At 55.2% G+C, this 20,831-nt stretch carries 15 protein-coding genes and 1 tRNA gene; 7 read left to right on the forward strand and 9 right to left on the reverse strand.

Annotated elements, in window-relative coordinates; genetic code table 11:
* Positions 1–728 precede the first annotated feature (728 nt).
* Positions 729–1,688: an IS1595 family transposase gene (locus ACWGKN_RS10450; protein ID WP_452095158.1), complete on the reverse strand. Its 960-nt coding sequence runs from the start codon at positions 1,686–1,688 to the stop codon at positions 729–731.
* Between the two features lie 249 nt (positions 1,689–1,937).
* Positions 1,938–3,977, reverse strand: coding sequence for an acyltransferase family protein (locus ACWGKN_RS10455; protein WP_452095159.1), 2,040 nt, complete (start codon positions 3,975–3,977; stop codon positions 1,938–1,940).
* A gap of 291 nt (positions 3,978–4,268) precedes the next feature.
* Between ACWGKN_RS10455 and ACWGKN_RS10460 the strand changes: the two genes are divergently transcribed.
* Positions 4,269–4,994 carry a recombinase family protein gene (locus ACWGKN_RS10460; protein ID WP_452095160.1) on the forward strand — a complete coding sequence of 242 codons (726 nt, stop codon included), beginning with the start codon at positions 4,269–4,271 and terminating at the stop codon, positions 4,992–4,994.
* Positions 4,991–5,443 (forward strand): hypothetical protein, encoded by a 453-nt coding sequence (locus ACWGKN_RS10465; protein WP_452095161.1) that lies wholly within the window; start codon positions 4,991–4,993, stop codon positions 5,441–5,443. The genes ACWGKN_RS10460 and ACWGKN_RS10465 overlap by 4 nt, the downstream gene beginning before the upstream one ends.
* A 276-nt stretch (positions 5,444–5,719) precedes the next feature.
* Here ACWGKN_RS10465 and ACWGKN_RS10470 read toward each other — a convergent pair.
* Together ACWGKN_RS10470 and ACWGKN_RS10475 are read right to left on the reverse strand one after the other, a co-directional pair.
* Positions 5,720–5,796 (reverse strand) — tRNA-Arg (locus ACWGKN_RS10470).
* Between the two features lie 38 nt (positions 5,797–5,834).
* Positions 5,835–8,300 (reverse strand): Rne/Rng family ribonuclease, encoded by a 2,466-nt coding sequence (locus ACWGKN_RS10475; RefSeq protein WP_452095162.1) that lies wholly within the window; start codon positions 8,298–8,300, stop codon positions 5,835–5,837.
* A gap of 831 nt (positions 8,301–9,131) precedes the next feature.
* Here ACWGKN_RS10475 and ACWGKN_RS10480 point away from each other — a divergent pair.
* The 5 genes from ACWGKN_RS10480 (at position 9,132) to ACWGKN_RS10500 (ending at position 15,746) form a co-directional block, all read left to right on the forward strand.
* On the forward strand, positions 9,132–11,540 hold the full coding sequence (locus tag ACWGKN_RS10480) for an LPS-assembly protein LptD (protein ID WP_035231064.1): 2,409 nt from the start codon (positions 9,132–9,134) through the stop codon (positions 11,538–11,540).
* Between the two features lie 86 nt (positions 11,541–11,626).
* The gene (locus tag ACWGKN_RS10485) at positions 11,627–12,583 is read left to right on the forward strand and encodes an acetyltransferase (protein ID WP_452095163.1); all 957 of its coding nucleotides are present in this window, start codon (positions 11,627–11,629) and stop codon (positions 12,581–12,583) included.
* Between the two features lie 166 nt (positions 12,584–12,749).
* Positions 12,750–13,727 (forward strand): lytic murein transglycosylase, encoded by a 978-nt coding sequence (locus ACWGKN_RS10490; protein WP_424253369.1) that lies wholly within the window; start codon positions 12,750–12,752, stop codon positions 13,725–13,727.
* Between the two features lie 17 nt (positions 13,728–13,744).
* Positions 13,745–14,953 carry a murein transglycosylase A gene (gene mltA / locus ACWGKN_RS10495; RefSeq protein ID WP_452095164.1) on the forward strand — a complete coding sequence of 403 codons (1,209 nt, stop codon included), beginning with the start codon at positions 13,745–13,747 and terminating at the stop codon, positions 14,951–14,953.
* On the forward strand, positions 14,946–15,746 hold the full coding sequence (locus ACWGKN_RS10500; protein WP_424253365.1) for an SAM hydrolase/SAM-dependent halogenase family protein: 801 nt from the start codon (positions 14,946–14,948) through the stop codon (positions 15,744–15,746). The genes mltA and ACWGKN_RS10500 overlap by 8 nt, the downstream gene beginning before the upstream one ends.
* A 64-nt stretch (positions 15,747–15,810) precedes the next feature.
* Here the strand turns inward: ACWGKN_RS10500 and ACWGKN_RS10505 are convergent, their stop codons facing one another.
* The 5 genes from ACWGKN_RS10505 to ACWGKN_RS10525 form a co-directional block, all read right to left on the reverse strand.
* Positions 15,811–16,626 carry a CsgG/HfaB family protein gene (locus tag ACWGKN_RS10505; RefSeq protein ID WP_035231153.1) on the reverse strand — a complete coding sequence of 272 codons (816 nt, stop codon included), beginning with the start codon at positions 16,624–16,626 and terminating at the stop codon, positions 15,811–15,813.
* Between the two features lie 173 nt (positions 16,627–16,799).
* Entirely contained in the window at positions 16,800–18,071 is a 1,272-nt protein-coding gene (gene aroA / locus ACWGKN_RS10510) for a 3-phosphoshikimate 1-carboxyvinyltransferase (RefSeq protein WP_452095165.1), read from the reverse strand.
* A 40-nt stretch (positions 18,072–18,111) separates the two neighbouring features.
* Positions 18,112–18,933, reverse strand: coding sequence for a shikimate dehydrogenase (locus ACWGKN_RS10515; RefSeq protein WP_424253359.1), 822 nt, complete (start codon positions 18,931–18,933; stop codon positions 18,112–18,114).
* A gap of 178 nt (positions 18,934–19,111) precedes the next feature.
* Positions 19,112–20,053 carry a dihydroorotate dehydrogenase gene (locus ACWGKN_RS10520; protein WP_035231077.1) on the reverse strand — a complete coding sequence of 314 codons (942 nt, stop codon included), beginning with the start codon at positions 20,051–20,053 and terminating at the stop codon, positions 19,112–19,114.
* A complete protein-coding gene (locus ACWGKN_RS10525; protein ID WP_424253356.1) occupies positions 20,041–20,829 on the reverse strand; it encodes a dihydroorotate dehydrogenase electron transfer subunit in 789 nt (262 codons plus the stop codon). The genes ACWGKN_RS10520 and ACWGKN_RS10525 overlap by 13 nt, the downstream gene beginning before the upstream one ends.
* Between the last annotated feature and the right edge of the window lie 2 nt (positions 20,830–20,831).

A 20,831-nucleotide genomic window follows, 5' to 3' on the forward strand; every position in this document is an offset into this window, starting at 1 on the left:
GAAAAGTTACCTTGCTAGGCGATTCAAGCGGCTATTTATTTCGACTTAGCTCCAGTTCAAGAGCGTTACGACTATAGAATGAATGGCGTTATTTTCGCTCGTACGTACCCGATCTTGAATAATACCGACGGATAAAAATAGATCCACTTCAATTGAACGACTTTTATTCGGCCCGAGACCAATAATCCCCACATGGATCACCCGCAAAACCTTCTATCCACTTCCAGAAAAAAAATCTTATTTAATCAATCTGCTAGGCTACTCTTTACCCAACAGGATGCTCAGTTTTTAGTGGAGTCCAATGCCATCTGGAATTGGTTAGAAACTCTAATTTCGTATCCTCTGCCCCATATCGGGGTAAGAGTACACCTATTTTGTCCGCTAGACGTAGATCGACGGCCTGTGTGTAGGGGAGGATGGGACGCGCTTCCCGTTAGGGATATTGGCAATAAGCTGTTCTTCTGGGCAGTTGTCCGATTTGCGTTCGGTTCCTGAATCGCTATAGCTCCAGCTTTTGCTTGCAGCAGATGTACCGGGATATTCCGAGACAGAGGGAAAGTGATATAATCCGGATACAGTCTTTGCTGGGAGAATAATCTTGGGCGTAAGGGAAAAGGAAAATATTAGTATTAGCCCCCTATAGGAGAGGGCTAATTAATAATCTTATCTATGGGGTGATATTAGACTTACAAATCAACATAAGATATCGTTGAAAAGGGGGTAGTCGGTTAGCTCCTCTCCCCTTGACTTCGGCTCCAATTATAGCCGAAAGTCACGTCAGCTTCAGTCACCGGCGGGGTGACCACGGTTTGCTCCATAAGCCGACGAAATACAAGCCCCCGGCTGCGGGATGTACGGCGGTTGAAGCGAAATGTAAATTCTTCCAAGTAGGCCTGGAGATGACCGGGTACAAAAGATCCCTGATGAGTTCCCAAAATCCAGCGTTTGAGGAGGCTTGCTACACGATGCACACCTGGCATCGAAACATGCGCAGGGTCATCCGATGAGGAAAGCACAGTCCTTTCATGTACGTACTCGTGCTTGAACAATCCATTGTATCCTTTCCAGCCGTCTGTGCGAACAGTTGCCTTCTCGGCTACAACGTCACTGATGAAAGGCTGGAGATAAGCAAAAGAGGCTTCTGGAATATGACGCATTCTAATTCGCCCAAAACCTTTAGGTTTCTTGATCTCGACAGCTATCACAACAATAGACTTAGTGGCTCCGCGGCCGCGCTTGCCGCCCTGCACGACGCCACCAAGGAGTGCCTCGTCAACTTCGACAATACCCGACAACTGCCCCCGCTCACTACGCACCATCGATACCCGGTATCGTTGGAGAATCGCCCAAGCCGTCCGGTAACTGGTACCCAGCGTTCGTTCCAAAGTTTTTGCCGAAAGGCCATTTTTGGCGGTTGTAAGGTGCCATGCGGCTTCAAACCAAGTCGTCAGTGGCGTTCTCGTTTTTTCCAGAATCGTGCCAACCGTCACGGATGTTTGATGACGACATGCCGGACAGACCAAACGACCACGTGTTTGTCGCCACGGATCCCCAAGAGTCATGCATGCAGGGCAATGAAAACCATCTGGCCACCGCAAGTGCTCCAAGTAGGCAGCGCATGCACTGTCGTCAGGAAAATGTTGCACAAATTCGCGATAAGTGTTTGGGAAGTCGCCTCCTGCTGTCATATATGACAAAGTAACATAAGAGGAGCTAACCGACTACCCCATTCGTTGAAATAAATAATTTTAAAATTCGGGGTCCGCCAATATTACCCAAGCTAATAGCTAGATCGTTAATCAAGGTAAATAGGAGCTATCTGGACTATTGAAAACCAGAAGTTCAGCAGTAGTGTTCGTTTAGCCGGGGAGGTGATTAGTGGAAGTTTACGCTATCGCCACCACCAGAGGCATGACATGAATGGGCGACAATTGATGTTACTGCCGGGCTATTGGAACAACGGAGGCGGCGGGAGTTGGATGTTCAAAATTCACACCCAGACGCCCAGAGACATTATCGGTAAAACTTTCCGTAACAATTTTATAGAAAGAATATTTCTTTCCGAGCAATGCTGAACCTTCTTTAGATAAATGAAGGTCGTCTCTGTAAACAAAGATCGATCCGATGTTTGTCTTGCATACAGAGTTATCACAAATAAGATTATCAAGGCCAATGACCCTATATCGTTTTCCGATAGATTCTAGAAAGTTATTCACATACGACTGATCCTCAATAATTTCGCCTCGTTGAAAGTTACAATCATCAGGATCCAAACCATTCCATTCAGCACGAGTCAAACAACGTCCTAAGTTCGTTCCATTTGTAGGTGGAGGGGAAAAGACTACAGGAATAATTCCCATTGATTCCAATTCATTAAGTGTTTTTTTAAATTCTATCATTGCCAAATCCATACTTGCTTCGACAATATCTCCATTTCGGAACAGCAAACTATTATTATTCGATATATAGGAATCGAATGGAGATGATAGCACAACATACCTAACCGATTTGTTCTCTTTAAGCCACTCTCGTACTTGACCTGTGAATTCTAAGCAACCTTTTGCCCAACTTACTGGATATTTTGGTTCCGTAACTCGGGAAACATCAAAAAAAGGCCCACACGAACTTTTAGTCATCTGTATTATTTTCGCGTCGGGCTTTGATGCCATAATACCTTGCACCAAATGCATCGCAAAAGAATCACCCCATATGAGTATTTCTGGTTCAGCACTTGTTCTGCAATCAGTTGATAACGTGAATGATCCTTCGCAAGTTTTACTTAACCCGTGATTCACTTCCGTTTTTTCTTCTATGGATTGAATTGTTACCCCACTCTTTGTAGAACGGTAGCCAAAACCATTTGTTAATCGACCAGCCATTCCAAGCGCTATAAAGGCTATTGAACCAGTCATAGCAAAAATGAAAATTGCCTTTTTACTTATCTTTTGTTTATCCCTAAACGGCCTCTCTATATACTTCCAACTTAAGAATGCAAGAAGAAACGAAAGGACGGCAAGAATTGCAAATAGTTGTTTATCTGGTTCCGTTAACGCCCTATGGCGAGCAAAAGCAAATATTGGTTGATGCCAAAGGTAAGCACTATAACTAATTAGGCCAATACCAACCAACAACTTTGATCCGAGAAATCTACCGGCTATAGTTTGTGACGACGCAAAGAAGATAACCAGCCCTGCTCCTAATGTAGGAATTAAAGCAAAAACGCTTGGAAATGGGACATTTTCATCAAATACATAAACTGAATATCCGATCATCAACAGGCCAACCAGTCCGAAAATTTCGTCAATAGATTTATGAAATAAGGAAGTGCGAATGTCCCGTTTTCGGTACAGGGAATAAAATGCAATCCCGGCACCTATAGCAAGTTCCCAACCTCTCGTCGGTAGTAAAAAGAAAGTGGCTGAAGGTTTGTTATAAGCTCCCCATTGTGAGATAGCTAGACTAACAGTTGCAATCGTCACAAAGGAGCCGAATATCCATCGCTTACGAAACCTCCACATCAGCAACAGAAATAAAGGAAAAAGAACGTAATACTGCTCTTCAACTGCCAGACTCCATGTATGCAACAGAGGTTTTAGTTCATTAACCGTGTCCCAGTAGCCCGTCTCCCGCCAAAAAAGAATATTTGATGAAAATATAGAGACAGCCACTAAACTCTCAGAGAAGTCTTTCATATCAGAAGGGAATAGCAACAACCATGCGAATGGCAGTGAGACTAGCATAACCAAAAACAGAGGGGGCAAGATGCGCCTAAACCTTCGCTCATAGAAATTGAGCAAAGAAAAGGTGCCTTCTTCCATTTCAGAGAGAATTATAGTTGTGATTAAATATCCGCTGATAACAAAAAAAACATCAACTCCGACAAATCCCCCACTAAAAGGCTTAAAACCAGCGTGGAACAAAATTACAGGGATAACAGCTAGAGCACGTAGGCCATCAATTTCAGCACGATATCTCATCTTTTTATTACCTCTAAATTGTATGTGCAATTTCAAGAAGCTACACAATGCACATTTAATTTACAATACTTTATTCCCAAAGCCCCTCCTGCAATTTCCCCAGGGAGAATTTCTGTTACGAGCAATTTGTCTACCTTTTCCTGCTGAAGGGAATGCGAAACCCTTACATACGACCGGTATATAGATTTGCATTTTTAAAATAATTTTTTAGATTTATTTTAAATAATACTCGACTTGCCCCACTAGGAGGCGTATATATAGGTTATAAACGTTTAAACTATTGGAGGCGATATGGAAGCATATGGTTATTTAAGGGTAAGCGGTAAGGGGCAAATTGATAAAGACGGATTCGACCGACAACGGGATTCAATTCTTGAATTCGCCGAAAAGAACAAGATCATCATCCCCCACTTTTACGAGGAAAAGGGGATCTCAGGCACAAAGGGAGAAGAAGACCGCCCCGCCTTTCAAGAGATGATTACCGATATCCTCTCAAACGGGGTCAATACAATTGTCGTAGAGCGCCTGGACCGATTGGCCCGCGAATACGTTATCCAAGAACAGCTCCTGATTTATCTCGCCAGCAAAAAGATCGTTCTGTTCAACGCCTCTACCGGAGAGAATATTACAGAAGCTATCCACTCCGATCCTATGAAAAAGGCCATTATCCAAATCCAGGGGATATTCGCCGAACTTGAAAAGTCCTTATTGATTAAACGACTCAAGAAAGCTCGTATAAGGAAGAAGGCGGATACAGGTAAATGCGAAGGGGCTAAGGGGTGGAGCGAGATAGACCCGGAAAGGAAGCATGAAGTTTTGAAGGTGGTCCGCCGGTTACGAAGAAAGCCGAGATTAGGAGAGAGGCAGAAAAGCTACCAGCAGATAGCTGATCATCTCAACGCCGAGGGAATCCAAACCTTACGGGGAGGCAAGTGGAGTCCGCAATTAGTAAGAGCGTTCCACAAGGAGACATCTCCTCCTATTAGGAAAAAGCTTACAGGAGGAGGTGCGGTATGAAGACGCTGGAACAGGTTTTGGAAGATCATGACCCATTGGTGATTTTTCCGTTCGGGATAAAGGAGTCAATGTGCCGGGGCGTCGGGGACGGGTTTGTTTTTCCGGATACCTTCTTTTGGCTCGATGCCGGTTGGAATGATCCGGAGGGCGGCGCGGGGACGGGTTCGGATCATTATATTGAAGGGAAGATTGCCGGGCCGTTCAAGCGTAATCCGGAGGCGGGTATTCACAGCCCGTACTGGACGGTGACGCGGAATAGCGGGCGTGGGGTGGCGTGTATTGTACTTCTCGATCCGGCGCACTTTCCTACCGTCTGGCCGACGAATCGCTATGATTTGATGTATACTATAGCGTTGAGGAGTCGGGGATTTGCGGAGGCTCGGAAGAACGATGAGTATGGGAGCAGGACAGCGGCGCTGAAGATCGCGAAGGAGATGTGTGATATTTAAAAACAAGAAGGAGAGACGTATATGGCTCGAAAACGAACGAATTTAGGCCGTAGCTGGTTTATCCCTTACCGGTGTGTATATCGGGGTCACGTCGAATATTAATTGGCGCTAAGGGACAAATATGTTGGCCGATGCCTGTAATCCTTTTTTTTCAACCCAACACTTCAAAATTATTAAACAAATTACCCGTTCAATAATTAGGATAATTTCCGATAACCGGCCGATAACGGAACGAAAAAGGGGTTAAGCCAAATTGACTTAACCCCTTGAATTTACTGGTGCACCAGGAGGGATTCGAACCCCCGACCTACGGATTCGTAGTCCGTTGCTCTATCCAGCTGAGCCACTGGTGCGAAAAGAGCTGATTGTATACCCTATATGCGGACTTTCCTCAAGCCTGAATTTTTGCCGCCGGCTCTTTTTCAGCCTTGTGAAACAGGATTTCGTTGTCGGCCGGTTTCATCGACGCCTCCGCAGTGATCATCACCTCGGTGCCGTATTTATGTTCCAACTCCTGCACTTCATGGCGTTTGTTGTTGAGGAGATAGTGGGCGACATCGAGAGGGAAATGGCATTCAACCTTTACCACATTCTTGCGGCTGGCCCCGGTCTGGATCCGTCGCAGGTAAAACAGCGCCAGGGTCTCGACCGATCGTACCATGCCGCGACCCTTGCAATGTTCGCACACCCGGTAATTACCGGCCTCGATCGGCGCTCCGAGCTTCTGCCGTGATATCTGCATCAGCCCGAACTTGGATATCCGGCTCATATCGACCTTGGCCTTGTCTTTCTTCATCGACAGCTTGACCTGCCGTTCGACGTCACGGATATTTTTCTTGCTGCGCATGTCGATGAAGTCGACCACGATCAGGCCGCCGAGGTCGCGCAGCCGCAGCTGGCGCGCCAGTTCCGACGCCGCCTCCATGTTGGCCTGGAAGATCGAGGCCTCGAAATTCTTGCCCTTGGAGGTCGACCCGGAATTGACGTCGATCGCCACCAGGGCCTCGGTGGGATCGATCACGATCGATCCGCCGGAGGGCAGATTGACCCTCGACTGATAGATCGATTCGATCTGATCTTCGACGCTGTACTGGTTGAAGATCGGCCGGGCCCCCTTGTGCAGGCGCACCCGGACCTTCCGCTGTTCCGCCGGCAGCATCTCGACAAATTCCTTGACCTGCTCGAGGGCCGCACGGTCATCGACGAGAATCTCTTCGATGGACGGATCGAAATGTTCGCGCAGGAACCGCAGGATGCTGTGCTGCTCTTCGTAGACGAGCCCCACTCCCTCCAGTTCCTGGCCTTTGCGTTTGATCTCGTCCCACAGACGCAGCAGATAGGCGACGTCGCGGGCCAGGATTTCTTCCGTGATATCAACGCTTGCGGTCCGTACAATCCAGCCGATTCCCTCGGGGACATCGATCGAGTTCATGGCCTCCCGCAACTGCGACCGCTTCTCTTCGCCCGAGATTTTCCGCGAGATGCCGGAGGAGTCCGAGCCGGGCATGAGGACGACACAGCGGCCGGGCAGCGACAGGTAGGTGGTCATGTTGGCCCCTTTTTTGCCGACCTCCTCCTTCACCACCTGGACCAGCACTTCCTGCCCCTTCTCGACCACATCGGTGATGCTGAGCTTTTTCCAGTTCTGCGCCTCGACCAGCCTTTTCGTCTCACTGGAGAGATCCTGTTTGAAATACTCGGGATGGATCTCGCTGAAGGGCAGGAAGCCGTTCTTCTCCGTGCCGTAATCGACGAAGGCGGCCTGCAGGTTGGGTTCGGTCGCGACAATCCTGGCCTTGTAGATATTATTCCTGGTCTGCGTCCGGTTGATGGTCGAGACATGGATCGATTCGAGGCGGCCATCCTCGAGGAGGGCAAGGCGGCACTCCTCGGGTTCTTCGGCATTGATCAGCAGCTTGCACACCGGCTTGCGGGTGCTTTCCGGCAGCTGCTCCTCTTCGATGATGCCCTCTTCGTCCTCATCCTCTACAAAGGTGTCGTCGAGATCCTCGACCTCGACATCCTCGTCATCCTGAACCCGACGTCTCCCCCGCATCGACCGGGCACCTTCTCCGGGTCGGGCCACCGGCACCTCGGCATCGGCAGCCGCGGCAGCGTCTTTCCGGGGAAGTTCGAGGTCGCCGCCGTCCTTGCGTTTGGAACGCCTTCCCCGTCGCGACCGGCGCGAACCGGGTTTCTTCTCCTCTGCCTGGGGGAGCGGTATCTCCCGGCCCGCAGTATCGTCGCCGCCCGCCCCATCCTCGGAGTTCATCTCCACCTCGGGGACCGCGACAACCTCAGGGGTCCCCTCCGTCACGGGGCTCATCTGCTCCTCGACAGACTCGGCAGCGCCGGTCTCCGGCGGCAGCGGCCGTTTCTTCCGGGGCGAGCGTTTTCTCCTGGCCTTCGGGATTGCAGCCTGCTCGCCAGGCAACTCTGCCGTGGCAAGGGCCTCGGCGACTACCTCCACCTTCTCTCCGGCAGGAATACTGTCGGGGACCGGGCCCTGTTCTGATGCCTCGATCGGAACCGCTGCCACCCCGGCCTGGGCAGCCTCGCCCTCCGCTTTCTTCTTTGTCGCGCGCTTTCGCTTGGTTTTTTCAGCAGTTTCGGGCTCGACAGGAATCACCGCATCCAGCCCGGGTTCGTCGATCTTCACCGGAGGAGCGGCCTTCTTTCGCCCTCTTCCCCGTGCCGGCTGTGGGCTTTTCCCTTCGTCGGTCTTCCGTTCCTCTGCTCCTCCCGCGACGGGTTCCGCTTCCCCCTCCCCGGCACCGGTGCTTTTCCACCAGGCGCCGGTTGTCGCCTTCGCCTGAACTTCGATTGATTTTTCTTCTGTTTTTTTCTTTGCAGTCATACTGTTCGTTTTCCTTTATCGCAGATGATACCGAATAGAGGCATCTTCCTCGAAAATCTTGCAGTCGACTGAAGAAGACACGAAAATAGGTGTCTCTTCTTCATCTGCCGACATAATTCATCATATCGACCTGGAACGGGTCGTGATGTTCAATAACAGGTGCAGTGCCAAGTCATTTCCCTGACCGACAAACCGATTCGGTCCCTGGTATCTTAGCGGAAGAACCGAAGAACCGGAAATGATTTTTCTTGACAAGACACCTGTCGCCAATTCCTGCGCTCATGCCTCGATGGGGGGAGTGGAGCGGATGTCGCCTATCCATTCGCAATCCGCCGCAGTCTCCCATCGCCTGCGCACTGCCGTCGTGCATCACCCCTCCCCCTGCCCGCCGACGTCATGCTGCCGCCCGACATGGGTAAAACCCTTCACTGCACCCCTGCAACAGTTCTCCGATCTCGTTCGTATCAAGTACTCCGGATATGACAGGAATCGCCAGGGAGAGAAGTTGAGTGCACTGCAAAACAAGCTGGTTCAGAAAGGCTGATACATTTGGTTGAAAATAATACAAATTCCCTTTATTATCAAGGCAAATCTATGACTTTTGGCTTGACACCAATGGCGGAGAACCGTAGATTTCCAGATTAATCCGGATTGGCGCCGTCGACTCAGGAGATCAGTGATTTCAACTGCCTGAACATATCCATTACACCGTTGAATCAGCTGAATATCCATGACGAGGAGGTGAGGTACCCGCTTGACGAGTCGGGATGTCGGCTGCTACCATGACATCCATGCATCCTCTTTAATGAATTCTCTCACAAGGAGTCTACTGTGATATTGCACTCCCCGCAGTTTCAGAAAGCAAAAAGATATATCACTGCAACCGCGCTCAGCCTGTTGGCATTCCAATCCGCTCCGGTGATGCTGCATGCCGAATCTGTTGCGACGGAAGAGTGGAACATTTCGGCCGACAAGATCACCCGCTACGAAGATCCGCAGAGTGTCGTCGCCGAGGGCAATATCATCCTTGAAAAGAGGGAAAAACTGCCGCCACCGCCACCGGTGACCGATGAAGAAAAGGGGATGACGGACTGGAGCGAGCTGCTGGGAGAAAAACCGAAAAAGAAAAAGGAAGTCAAGGCGGAACAGGTCGATGCCGCCCCCGTTGCCACCATGAAGACCACGGTGACCATCAAGGCCGACTGGATGGTATACGACACCACGTTCCAATCGATCAAGGCTCGTGGACATGTGGAAATCAATACCGGAGAAGACGTGCTGACCGCCGACCAGGCCAGCATCGACCTGAACAAGGAAACCGGCACGTTCACCAATGCCACGGTCGTCCGCAACAACAAGTCGCTTCACCTCGAGGGGAAGACCATCGAAAAGACCGGGGTCAACACCTACAACATCGGTGATGGCTGGGCGATCACCTGCAAGGTCGAAAAAGGGGAGACGCCACCCTGGAGTTTCGCCAGCAAGGACACCAGGATCGAGCCGGGCGGTTACGCCGTGCTCAAGCATGCCCGTTTCAATGTCAAGGGCGTGCCGATATTCTATACCCCGTACCTGATCCTGCCCGTCAAGTATACCAGGCAGACAGGATTCCTCTTTCCTGAATTCTCGACTTCGACCAACAACGGCGTCGGCCTGAACCTGCCGTTCTTCTGGAACATCTCCGATTCCGCCGACATGACCTTCTATCCGCAGTACTACACCAACCGCGGATTCATGCCCGGCCTCGAGTTCCGGTACGCCCAGGGTGAAATGGAAAAAGGTGCGATTGTCGGTACCTGGCTTGATGACGAGCTGTCAGACCCATCGGAGACCGATTATTATCAAGATACCGGTTTTACCCATACCAATAGCGATCGTTACTGGATCAGAGGCAAGGCCGATCACACCTTCGGCGATGACTGGCAGACCCGCCTCGATCTCGACATCGTCTCCGATCGCGATTATCTGACGGAGTTCAGTACCGGCGTCAACGGCTTCAACAATACCAGTGATCGTTTTCTCGAGGAATACGGACGGGATTTTGACTACAAACGGGCTGAAACCAGAGACAACACGCTGAAGGTCATGAAGTCCTGGTCCGGCATGACACTCGAAGGCACTTTGCTCGGGGTCAACGATGTCCGTACCGATGAATCGAGCCCGACGCCGCTGTGGAAGTTACCGAGCTTCGATTTCACTGGATTCAAGACGATCGGCGAAACCGATTTCAGCTACGACTGGGAATCGGAATATGTCAATTACTGGCGGGAAGACGGGGTCGGCGGCCATCGCTTCGATATCCATCCCACACTCAGTGCACCGGTGCCGCTCGGCCAGTACCTGGAATCGAGGGCTGAGGTCGGAGTACGGGAAACATTCTACCTCGTCAACACCTACGGCGACGGACAATGGACCAATGATGACCAGCAGAACCGTCTTCTGGCCGATTTCGAGTGGGAGGTGGGCACCACCGTCCTGAAAAATTTCTTCGACGACGCAAGCCGCAACAGCGGTTTTGACCACCAGGTCCATCCCTATGTGAAGTACCAGTTCCTGCCCGATGTCGATCAGGATGAACTCCCGATCTTCGATGAGGTCGATGCCATCGAGGACATCAACCGGATGGTCTACGGTGTCGACAACTTTTTCAATCTGTTCGACAACTACGCCAGCGGCAACTCCATCCTGAAAGATTATGCCTACGTCCAGGTAAGTCAGTACTACGATCTCCGCGACGATTATGCGGGCGACTCGTCGTCCGATGTTCTCGGCCTCTCCGACCTGTCATCGGCCACCAATGATTTCATCAGCGACGATTCGGACGGGCGGTTTTCCGATATATTCCTCAGGACCGGCTGGACCCCGACCAACTATCTGACCGTTGAATACCAGACCGATCTCGACGCGTATGGCGACGGATTTGTGGCGCACTCCCTTGAAGGGACGTACCGCACCAAGAGAGGCGACCATTTCAGCCTCGATTACAGCTTCAACGACGATTCCTCCATTGAGCAGATCAACGGCATCATCCGCACCCATCTGTTGAACAACTGGTTTACACTCATCGATGTTGAACATTCGATATCCAACGACGAAACGCAGGAGGCAACCGTCTCCCTGACCTATCAGGCGCTGTGCTGGTCTGTCTCTCTGGAATCGAATTATACGCCTGAAGATACTGCCTTCATGGTTGTCTTTAATCTTGCCAATATTGGCGGAAGTCCCGGTCTCGGCGACTGATCGACCGGCTGCAGGGACATTCCCTGGAGCCGGACAGTCTTGGACCCGGATATTCCGGGTCCCGAGAGGATCAACAGAGCTCATTCATGCATCATGACATCTTCAACGGCGATGCCGACGGCCTGTGCTCCCTCCTCCAGCTGCGATTGGCACAGCCCATCCCCGATGCCATCCGGATCACCGGGACCAAGAGGGATACCCTGCTTCTCGCCCAGGTCCCTGACCTGCATGGCAGCTCGATCACCGTCCTCGATATCTCCCTCGACCGGAACCGGGAGTTTCTCCTGCGGTTGCTTCATCAGGGCAACAGGATCCAGTATATCGACCACCATTATGCCGGAGACATCCCCAGGTCGCACCTGCTCACAGCCTGTATTGACCAGCGACCGGATATCTGCACGTCCCTGCTTGTCAATGCACTGATCGGCGGAAAATACGGCAAGTGGGCCGTATGCGGGGCCTTCGGCGACAACCTCGACATCCCGGCCCGTCAACTCGCCAGAGAGCTTGTCCTCTCCGAGGATCGGATACAGCAGTTGCAGGAAACCGGGGAACTGCTGAACTACAACAGTTACGGCGAGACGGTGGACGACCTGCATATCGCTCCGCTCGCCCTCTATGCCGGTATGGCCCAATTTGATGATCCGCTTGATTTTTTTGCCCAGTCGCCGCTGCTGCCCCGGCTTCGTCTGGGATTTCAGGCAGATCTCGAACAGGCCCTGCGGATCAAGGAACATGGACTCGCCGGCAAAAATCGAGTATATTTTTTTCCTGACACCGCATGGGCGAGGCGTGTCTCCGGGGTCTTCGCCAATCGCAAGGCCACCGAGAAAACAGATGCCGCCCACGCCCTCATGACCAGCAATCGAGATGGCAGTTGGCGGATAAGTGTTCGGGCGCCGCTCAGTGACAGTCGGGACGCCGACACCCTGTGCAGAAAGTTCCCGACCGGAGGCGGCAGGGCCGGTGCGGCCGGAGTCACCAGTCTCCCCCATGCGATGCTTGACAGTTTTCTGGCGGAATTCCAGCGGATGTATCAGTGATCGCACTGATTGTGTCCATGATTCATCTTCGGCAATTTCGCCCCCATCCATAGCCAACCCAACGCAATGAGGTACGCTTATTCTCAACGTTCATAGTCATTCCGTTCAACGATGCATACATCTCATCGTTGTCCTGACCGTCACCCTCTTCGGCTGCTTCCCCGCCTTGGCGCAGGAATACCCGAAAGCCGCCGACATGGTGGTCAACGGCCAGAAAATCGATATCCGCGGGGAAAATTATCGCCAGCTCTTTCAGGAACTGCGTGACGTTCACCATTTTACCCAGCAGGACCTCGATACCCTTTTTACCGGGGTCGTCATCGACAGGAAGGTCCTCGAGTTGATGGACAAGCAGTGGGAAGCGAAGCCATATTACGAATACTGGCCGCTGTTCATCACCCCCGCCGTCATTGCGACCGGCAAAAAAAAATTGAAGGAGCATCAGGCCCTGCTCGACAGGATCGAGGCGGAGATCGGAGTTGACCGTGAGTACGTGATCGCGATATGGGGGATCGAATCCCGATTCGGAGCCAACCACGGCAAATACGGCGTCTTTCAGACCTTGAACACCCTCTTCGACGCCTATCCGCGCCGCTCCAAGTTCTTTCGCAACCAGCTGATCCAGTTCCTGCTGCTCTGCCGCGAAAACCAGCTCGATCCCCTGCAGGTGAAGGGGTCTTACGCCGGGGCCTTCGGGCAGACCCAATTCATTCCCTCCAGTTTTCAGGAGTACGCCGTCAGTTTCGATGGTGACCGGCGGCGCGACGTCTTTGGCTCGATCGACGATATCCTCGCCTCCATCGCCAACTACCTGCACCGCTTCAAATGGGTGCTGGACGCCCCGGTCTACGTCGACATAGGCAACCAGCTCCGCTCCGACCGACTCGTCCAGGCGAATCTTGCCGGCAGAAAATCCCTTGTCGAGTGGCATGAGGTCACTCGCACTCAAGGCGTGACCCTGCCCCGCCCGCCACAGGACCGGGGGCTGACGATTGTCGGCCTCGAAGTCCATCCGATGGAAGGCGGGGGGTTCCGCTATGTCGCAGGCTACCCCAATTTCCAGGCCATCACTGCCTGGAACAATTCCAACAGATACGCCATGGCGGTATCGCAACTGGCCGAAGCGTTGAATAGCGGATACTGAATCGCAGCGGCACGTCGATGAGGAACAGGCCTCTCCATCCTTCTTCGCGTGTCGCAATCATCGTTCTGCTCCTGGTCTTTTTTTCCTCGATCCCGCTCCATTCCTGCTGCCGGGCTGCGGAAATCACGGCAACAAACGAAGAGCTGCTCTTCGTCGACGATCTCGACCGGCAATCCCTGCTCCAGGCGGCAAGACGTCAGGCGGAATACCTGCACCGGATACCGAAGGACAATCGCGTCAAAGTGGGGACTCATACCGTCCCGACGGAACTGCTCCGCCGATCCGTCGAATCGTTTATACAGATCATCGAACAGGAATATTCGCCGCAAAGGGTATCCAGACGGTTACAGGAGGAATTCCTCCTCTTTCGGGCGGGAACCGGCGAGGACGCCGCCACTGCCGGCGGGATGCTGGTGACCGGGTATTTCCAGCCGGTCATGGAAGGCAGCCTGAAGCCGATCCCGCCGTTCATCCATCCGCTCTACCGTCTACCGCCGGACCTCATCGAACGAAACAACGGCGGTACCCCTCGCATCGGCCGATTCTGCAACGACCGCTTCGTGCCCTACTGGTCCCGCGAGGAGATCGAGACCCAACTCCCCCTTGCCGGCACTGAACTCCTCTATCTCGACGATCCCATCGAATCGTTCATCCTGCATGTACAGGGATCGGGAAGAATCCGTCTCCGGGACGGCTCCTCCAGGTCGGTGCGGTTCGCCGGATCAAACGGTCGATCGTACCGCAGCATCGGCCGGCTGCTGGTCGATGAGGGGCGGCTGACTCTCGAACAGGCCACCCTGCCGGGGATTGTCGACTACCTGCGCGCCCATCCCGGGGATTTGCGGCGTATCCTCCACGCCAACCCCCGCTACATCTTCTTCACCTGGGGAGAGGCCGGGGCCGCCGTCAGAGGCAGCGGCAATATCGCCTTGACCGCGGGCCGATCGGTCGCCGTCGACCCGTCCGTCATTCCCCTCGGAACGGTGGCCTTTCTCAGGACCCGGCAACCGGTCATCGATCGGGATGGCCGCCTGCAGCGCTGGCGCACCCTCGACCGTTTCGTCTTCCCCCAGGACAGCGGGGCGGCGATCCGGGGCGGCAGCCGTGTCGATCTGTTCCTCGGCGATAGCGAGCGAGCACGGCATACAGCCGGTCTGATGCGGGAAAAGGGGTCTCTGTATATCCTTGTAAAAAAATCGACGAACGGACGGAGGAGAGATGACTGACCCCATCATTACCCTGACCACGGATTTCGGCACCGCCGATGAGTACGTCGGGGCTGTGAAAGGCGTCCTGCTCACCGTCCTCGGCAACGCCACCATCATCGATATTACCCATGCCATCCCGCCCCAGGACGTCCTCCGCGCCTCCCGGATCCTTGCCGGTTCCGCCCCCTGTTTCCCACCCGCGACAGTTCACCTGGCCATCGTCGATCCCGGTGTCGGTTCCGACCGGCGGATCCTCGCCATCCACTCGGCCGGGCATACCTTCGTCGGGCCGGACAACGGCATTTTCACCCCGTTTCTCAGGCTGGATTCCACCATCGTCCACCATATCACCAGCCACCGCCTGTTCCGTTCCCCGATCAGTCCCTCCTTTCACGGCCGCGACATCATGGCTCCGGTCGCCGCCCGGCTGGCGGGCGGGATGGACATCACCGAGGTGGGACGACCCGTGCCGCGGGAGAACTGCGTCCGGCTGAGTGAGAGCGAGCCATTCCAGAGCGGTACACAGCTGATTGGCCGGGTGATCGCCACAGACAATTTCGGCAACCTGCGCACCAATCTGCCGGGACAGAGAGTCGTGGAGTTCGCGGGCGATGGAACGATCACCTTCCAGGTCGGCAACCAGGTGATCGACGGTCCGAATTCCGTCTATGCTGAAAAACAGCGCGGTGAGCTGATAGCCCTGATCGACAGCCAGGGCTGCATCGAGATCGCCGTGGTCGGCGGCGATGCGGCATTGGCAACCGGCATCGGGATTGGCGGCGAAGTCATCGTCTGCCGCCAACACCGTTGATGTGAAGGGGGAGCCCTGTCAGGCCGCAACAGGGCATGGAGATGCACGGGGTCTGCCGCGGCGCTCAGTTGCCGACCTTCAGCGTCCCGCCCTTGCCAAGGCCGCCTCTGACTTCCTGGGCACGGTAATTTTTCAGGGCCCGCACCATCTGGTTGAATGAATCGGCGAAGGCGGCCGCAAGGATCTTGCCCTGCGGTGTCTTTTCATAGCCGCCGAGCCCTACCCCGCCGCTGCCGCTGAAGATCCCCCCCAGGAGGCCGATATCAAATTTCGAGGCGCTGCCCTCCGCTGCGGCGATCTGCACCCCGGAACGGTTCTCGACGAGAGTCAACATCGTGCTCGCATCTCGCTTCTTCATGCCGCCGGCAACGCCAAGCGCTGTCCCGGCACTGCCGCCGAACGTGCTCATCAGGGTACCGACGGCCGCTCCCATGCCGCCGGAATCCTGGCTGCTGAAAGTCACGCTCGGGGTCAGGGTGTAATCCGCCGCCACCATCTGTCCCTTGCCGAAATTGCTGCCCTCGCGCATCTCACCGGATGCCTGGAGGTCACGTTCCTTCTCCATCGCCCGCATGCCGCGGCGATCACGTTCGACGACGACGAAGCAGTTGGACTGCTGAGCCATCAGGCGAAGGAGCTTGGAGGTCGGAGGAAGTCTGTACTCATGGATGATGATGTAATACCAGTCCTCCTCCTGATCCTCCAGAAGGGCAAGTGTTCCAAACGACTCGGCGCATCGCTCGAATGAGGTGTTGGCGTTCTCGGCGGTACTCCCGCCGGCGGCACCGGTAATAGTCGTCTTGGATCCCGCCGATCCCGTCTGAACAGGCGTGCAGGACGCAAGGAATATGGCCAGACAAACCAAAACAGCAACTCGCATTGTTTCTCTCCCTCATTGAATGGTTGGTCTCAATACCACAGTCAACTATCTGGTCAATTTTTCAACTTCTTCAATCAGCCCGGGTGTCATCCTGTCATCGGGAGGATGACCGATCCAGTTCGTACCGCCATTGCTTCCGACGCCCAGGGTCTAGACTCCCTATGACGGATTGTTCACGTCAGCAGGGCGAACCTGCTCCAGAAATCGGGAAACGATTTGGCGACGCATCCTTCCCCGGTGATGCGCACCCCCGGAACTCTCAGGCCTGCCACGGCGAAGCTCATCGCCATCCTGTGATCCCGGTAGGTCTCTATCTCCGCCCCGCGGAGGCAATCGCCGCCATCGCCATGGATGATCATTGCCTCCCCGTGCTCCTCGACCTGAGCGCCCATCCGTCGCAGTTCGGTGACGACGGCGTGCAGCCGGTCACATTCCTTGATGCGCAGGTGGGCGATATTGGTGATCTCCGTTCGTCCCTGGGCGAAGGCCGCCACAACCGCCAGGGTCGGAACGACATCCGGCATGTCCCCCATATCCACGGAGATGCCCTCGAGTCCGCCTTTCCGCTCAACGCAAAGACCGTTGCCGGCCTGCGTCACCTCGCAGCCCATCCGGGCCAGCAGCGGGACAAGACCGATATCACCCTGCAGCGAGAGCGCCGGAACATTGGTCACAGTCACCCTGCCGCCGACAACGGCGACAGCGGCCCAGAAATACGAGGCGTTCGATGCGTCCCCCTCGATGTGATATTCCCGTCCCCGATACATCCCCTGCGGGATGGAAAACGATTTGAAATCATGGGTGCAGTCGGCAAGAATGCCGAAATCGGCCATGACCGACAAGGTCATTTTGACATAGGGTTTCGACAGGACCTCGCCGTCGACCTCGAGGCTGGCCGGACGTTGGGCATAGGGGGCGACCAGCAGAAGGGAGGAAAGATACTGGCTGCTCCTGCCTTCCGGCAGGATCGTCCTGCCACCCGCTATCCCCCGGGCGTTGACGAGCAACGGCGGACAGTCGGTGCCCCTGACCGAGACGATGTCGACCCCCCAGCCGCGCAGGGCGGCGATCAGCGGCCCGATGGGCCGTTGATGCATCCGCTCGTCGCCGTCGATGGTGACGGCCGAATCGCCAAGGGCGGCAACCGAGGTGAGAAACCTGGTTGCCGTACCGTTGTTGCCGAGATAGATCGTCGTCCCGTCCGCATGGACGGTGCCGCCATTTCCCTGAATGATCCAGCACTCCTGGTCTTCTCTGTCAATCCTGACTCCAAGCTGGGCCAGCGCCTGGGCCGAGTATTCCGTATCCTCACTGACCAGAGGGCCGCAGAGCCTGCTCTCTCCCCTGGCCAATGCGGCAGCAATGAGTGCCCGTTGCGTCAGGCTCTTGGAACCCGGGACGCTCAATTCCGCATTGACCGACGGTACCGGTTGGATCTCAATCATCGTCTCCCCTCATCATTCGTTCCTGCCATCTGGTTCAGTTTCATTCAGAACTGTTTCCGGTGGCCCGCCATAATACCGCCTGCATCAACTCCACCGGGGCGGCCTGGCCGGTCCACAGCTCAAACTGGGCGACCCCTTGATACAGCAGCATCTCCAGTCCATAGACGACTTTGCACCCGGCCTCCCTGGCCTCTCGCAGCAACTTCGTTTCGAATGGAGAATAGACGATATCCATCACCACGGCAAAGTTTCCCAGATGCCCCCTGGCGACGAGGCTGTCATCGATCTTCGGACTCATGCCGACGGAGGTGGCGTTGACAAGCACGTCCCCGACCAGCCGGTCGATAGCCGTCAGGGGGTGCCACGGGCAGCCCAGATCGGCCGCCAGTTTTCGTCCCCGCGCCTCCGTCCTGCTGCAGAGACTGACCCTGGCCCCGGCCTCCATCAGTCCGAAGGCGAGGGCCCTTGCCGATCCTCCGGCGCCGAGGAGCACGACGTGTCGGCCCCGCAGATCGATATGATTGGCGAGGGCCCGGTTGGCCCCGACCCAGTCGGTGTTGGAGCCGCAGAGAAGCCTCGTCCCCCCTTGGCCAACGACATTGACCGTATTGACGGCCCCGATCTTCAACGCCACCGGATCGACCGTATCAAGACAGGTGATGATCGACTCCTTGTGCGGGATGGTGACGCTCACCCCCCTGATATTCAAGGCCCTGATACCCTTGACCGCATCGGCGATGTCCTCCACCTGAAACGCCAGGTACACCCGGTTTTCGCCCAGTGCGGCGAAGGCGGCATTGTGCATCATGGGGCTCAGGGTATGGCCGACCGGGTTGCCGACTATCCCGTACACCTCCGTCATCCCATTAATTTCCCACATAATTGGTTCAATTCGATGTAATATTTCGGGGTTGAGGTTGCAACCCGGTTGCCGGCATCGGTCAATCGACCTGCCGCCGGGCCTCCTGCCGCCAGGGGACCGGTCAGCCCGCCCTGCCCATGGAGACGGCGACAAGCGGCAATCCCGGTCGACGACCGGGTCATCCCACCTGCAAGGCTCCGATCATCTCCCGGACCGAAGCGAGTTTTTCCTGGAGCACATAGTCGCCGATGCCATCAATAACCTCCTCGCACGCCCGCGGGTTGACGAAGTTGGCAGTCCCAATCTGCACGGCGGTCGCCCCGGCCAGCATGAATTCGAGCGCATCCTCGGCCGTCGCGATACCGCCGATGCCGATCACCGGAATGGAAACGGCCTGTGCCACCTGATAGACCATGCGCAGGGCCACCGGCTTGATCGCCGGTCCTGAGAGACCACCACAGACATTGGCCAGCGCCGGCCGTCGCCGCTTGAGATCGATGGCCATCCCGATAAGGGTATTGATCAGCGACACGGCGGTGGCCCCGGCCTCTTCGACAGCTTTGGCAATGACCGTGACATCGGTGACATTCGGTGACAGCTTGACGATCACCGGGACGGAGGTCGTCTCCCTGACTGTACGGGTGACCGCCGCCGCCATCGCCGGATCGGCGCCGAAGGCGACGCCGCCCTTTTTCACATTCGGACAGGAGATATTGATCTCGATCGCCGCCACCACCTCGCAGGCCGAGAGTTTTTCGGTGATATGCCGGTATTCATCGAGGCTGTCGCCAAGAATGTTGACAATGATCGGCACCCCGAGCGTGCCAAGGTAGGGAATTTTTTCGACGATGAACCGGTCGACTCCGACGTTCTGCAGGCCGATCGCGTTCAACATGCCGCTGGCGGTTTCAATGATCCGGGGGGGCGGATTGCCGGAGCGCGGATGCAGAGATATTCCCTTGACGATGATCGCCCCGAGACGGCCGAGGTCGAGGAGCGACTCAAATTCCCGGGCATAGCCGAAGGTCCCGGAGGCCGTCATCACCGGGTTGGCAAGAGAGAGGGGACCAATGTTGACGCGGAGATCCGGAATCTGCACATCACCCTTCAGATATTCCATGCCATCTCCTCCGCATCAAAGACCGGTCCATCTACACAGACATGGACATAGCCGCCGTCCCGGTTCGGTTTGCTGCACCCGAGGCATGCCCCCATGCCGCAGGCCATGACGCTCTCGACCGATACCTGGCAGGAATACCCTCGCGTCCGGCAGAGGACGCTCATCCCGGCCAGCATCGGCTCCGGGCCGCAGCAATAGACTGTGCACGGGGAAGGCAGGGAGAGAGAGGAAAAGGCGGCGGTGACGAAACCGCGCTGACCGTACGATCCATCGTCCGTGGTTGCCACGACGGTCATCCCGAACTCCTCGAAATCTTTTACCAGGGGTTCGACTTCACTGCTGGTGCGACCTCCCAGAATGATGGTGTCCCGACTACGATCACGCTTCAACTGACTCAGTTTCCGGGCGAGAAAGAGCAGAGGGGCCATGCCCAGCCCACCGCCCACCAGACAGGCGGGCGAATCTGCCACCTGAAAGCCCCGGCCAAGAGGTCCAAGGATCGAGACCTCCGCACCTTCCCTGACAGCGGCAAGCATCCCGGTGCCCCGCCCGACAACCTTGAAATAGACCTGGAGATGGCCATCCTCATCGGTCTGGTGGATGGAAAATGGCCGCCGCAACAAGGGGTCATTGCCGGTCCCCACCCTGATCATCACGAATTGCCCGGGAGAGGCGGCGGCAGCGATGTCAGGACAATCGAAGGTGAGGCGGACATTGTCGCCGGACAACCGCTCTATTCGAATAACAGCAGCTTTTTCCTGGTATTGGGTCATCATTC

It is taken from the genome of Desulfoprunum sp., assembly GCF_053613775.1.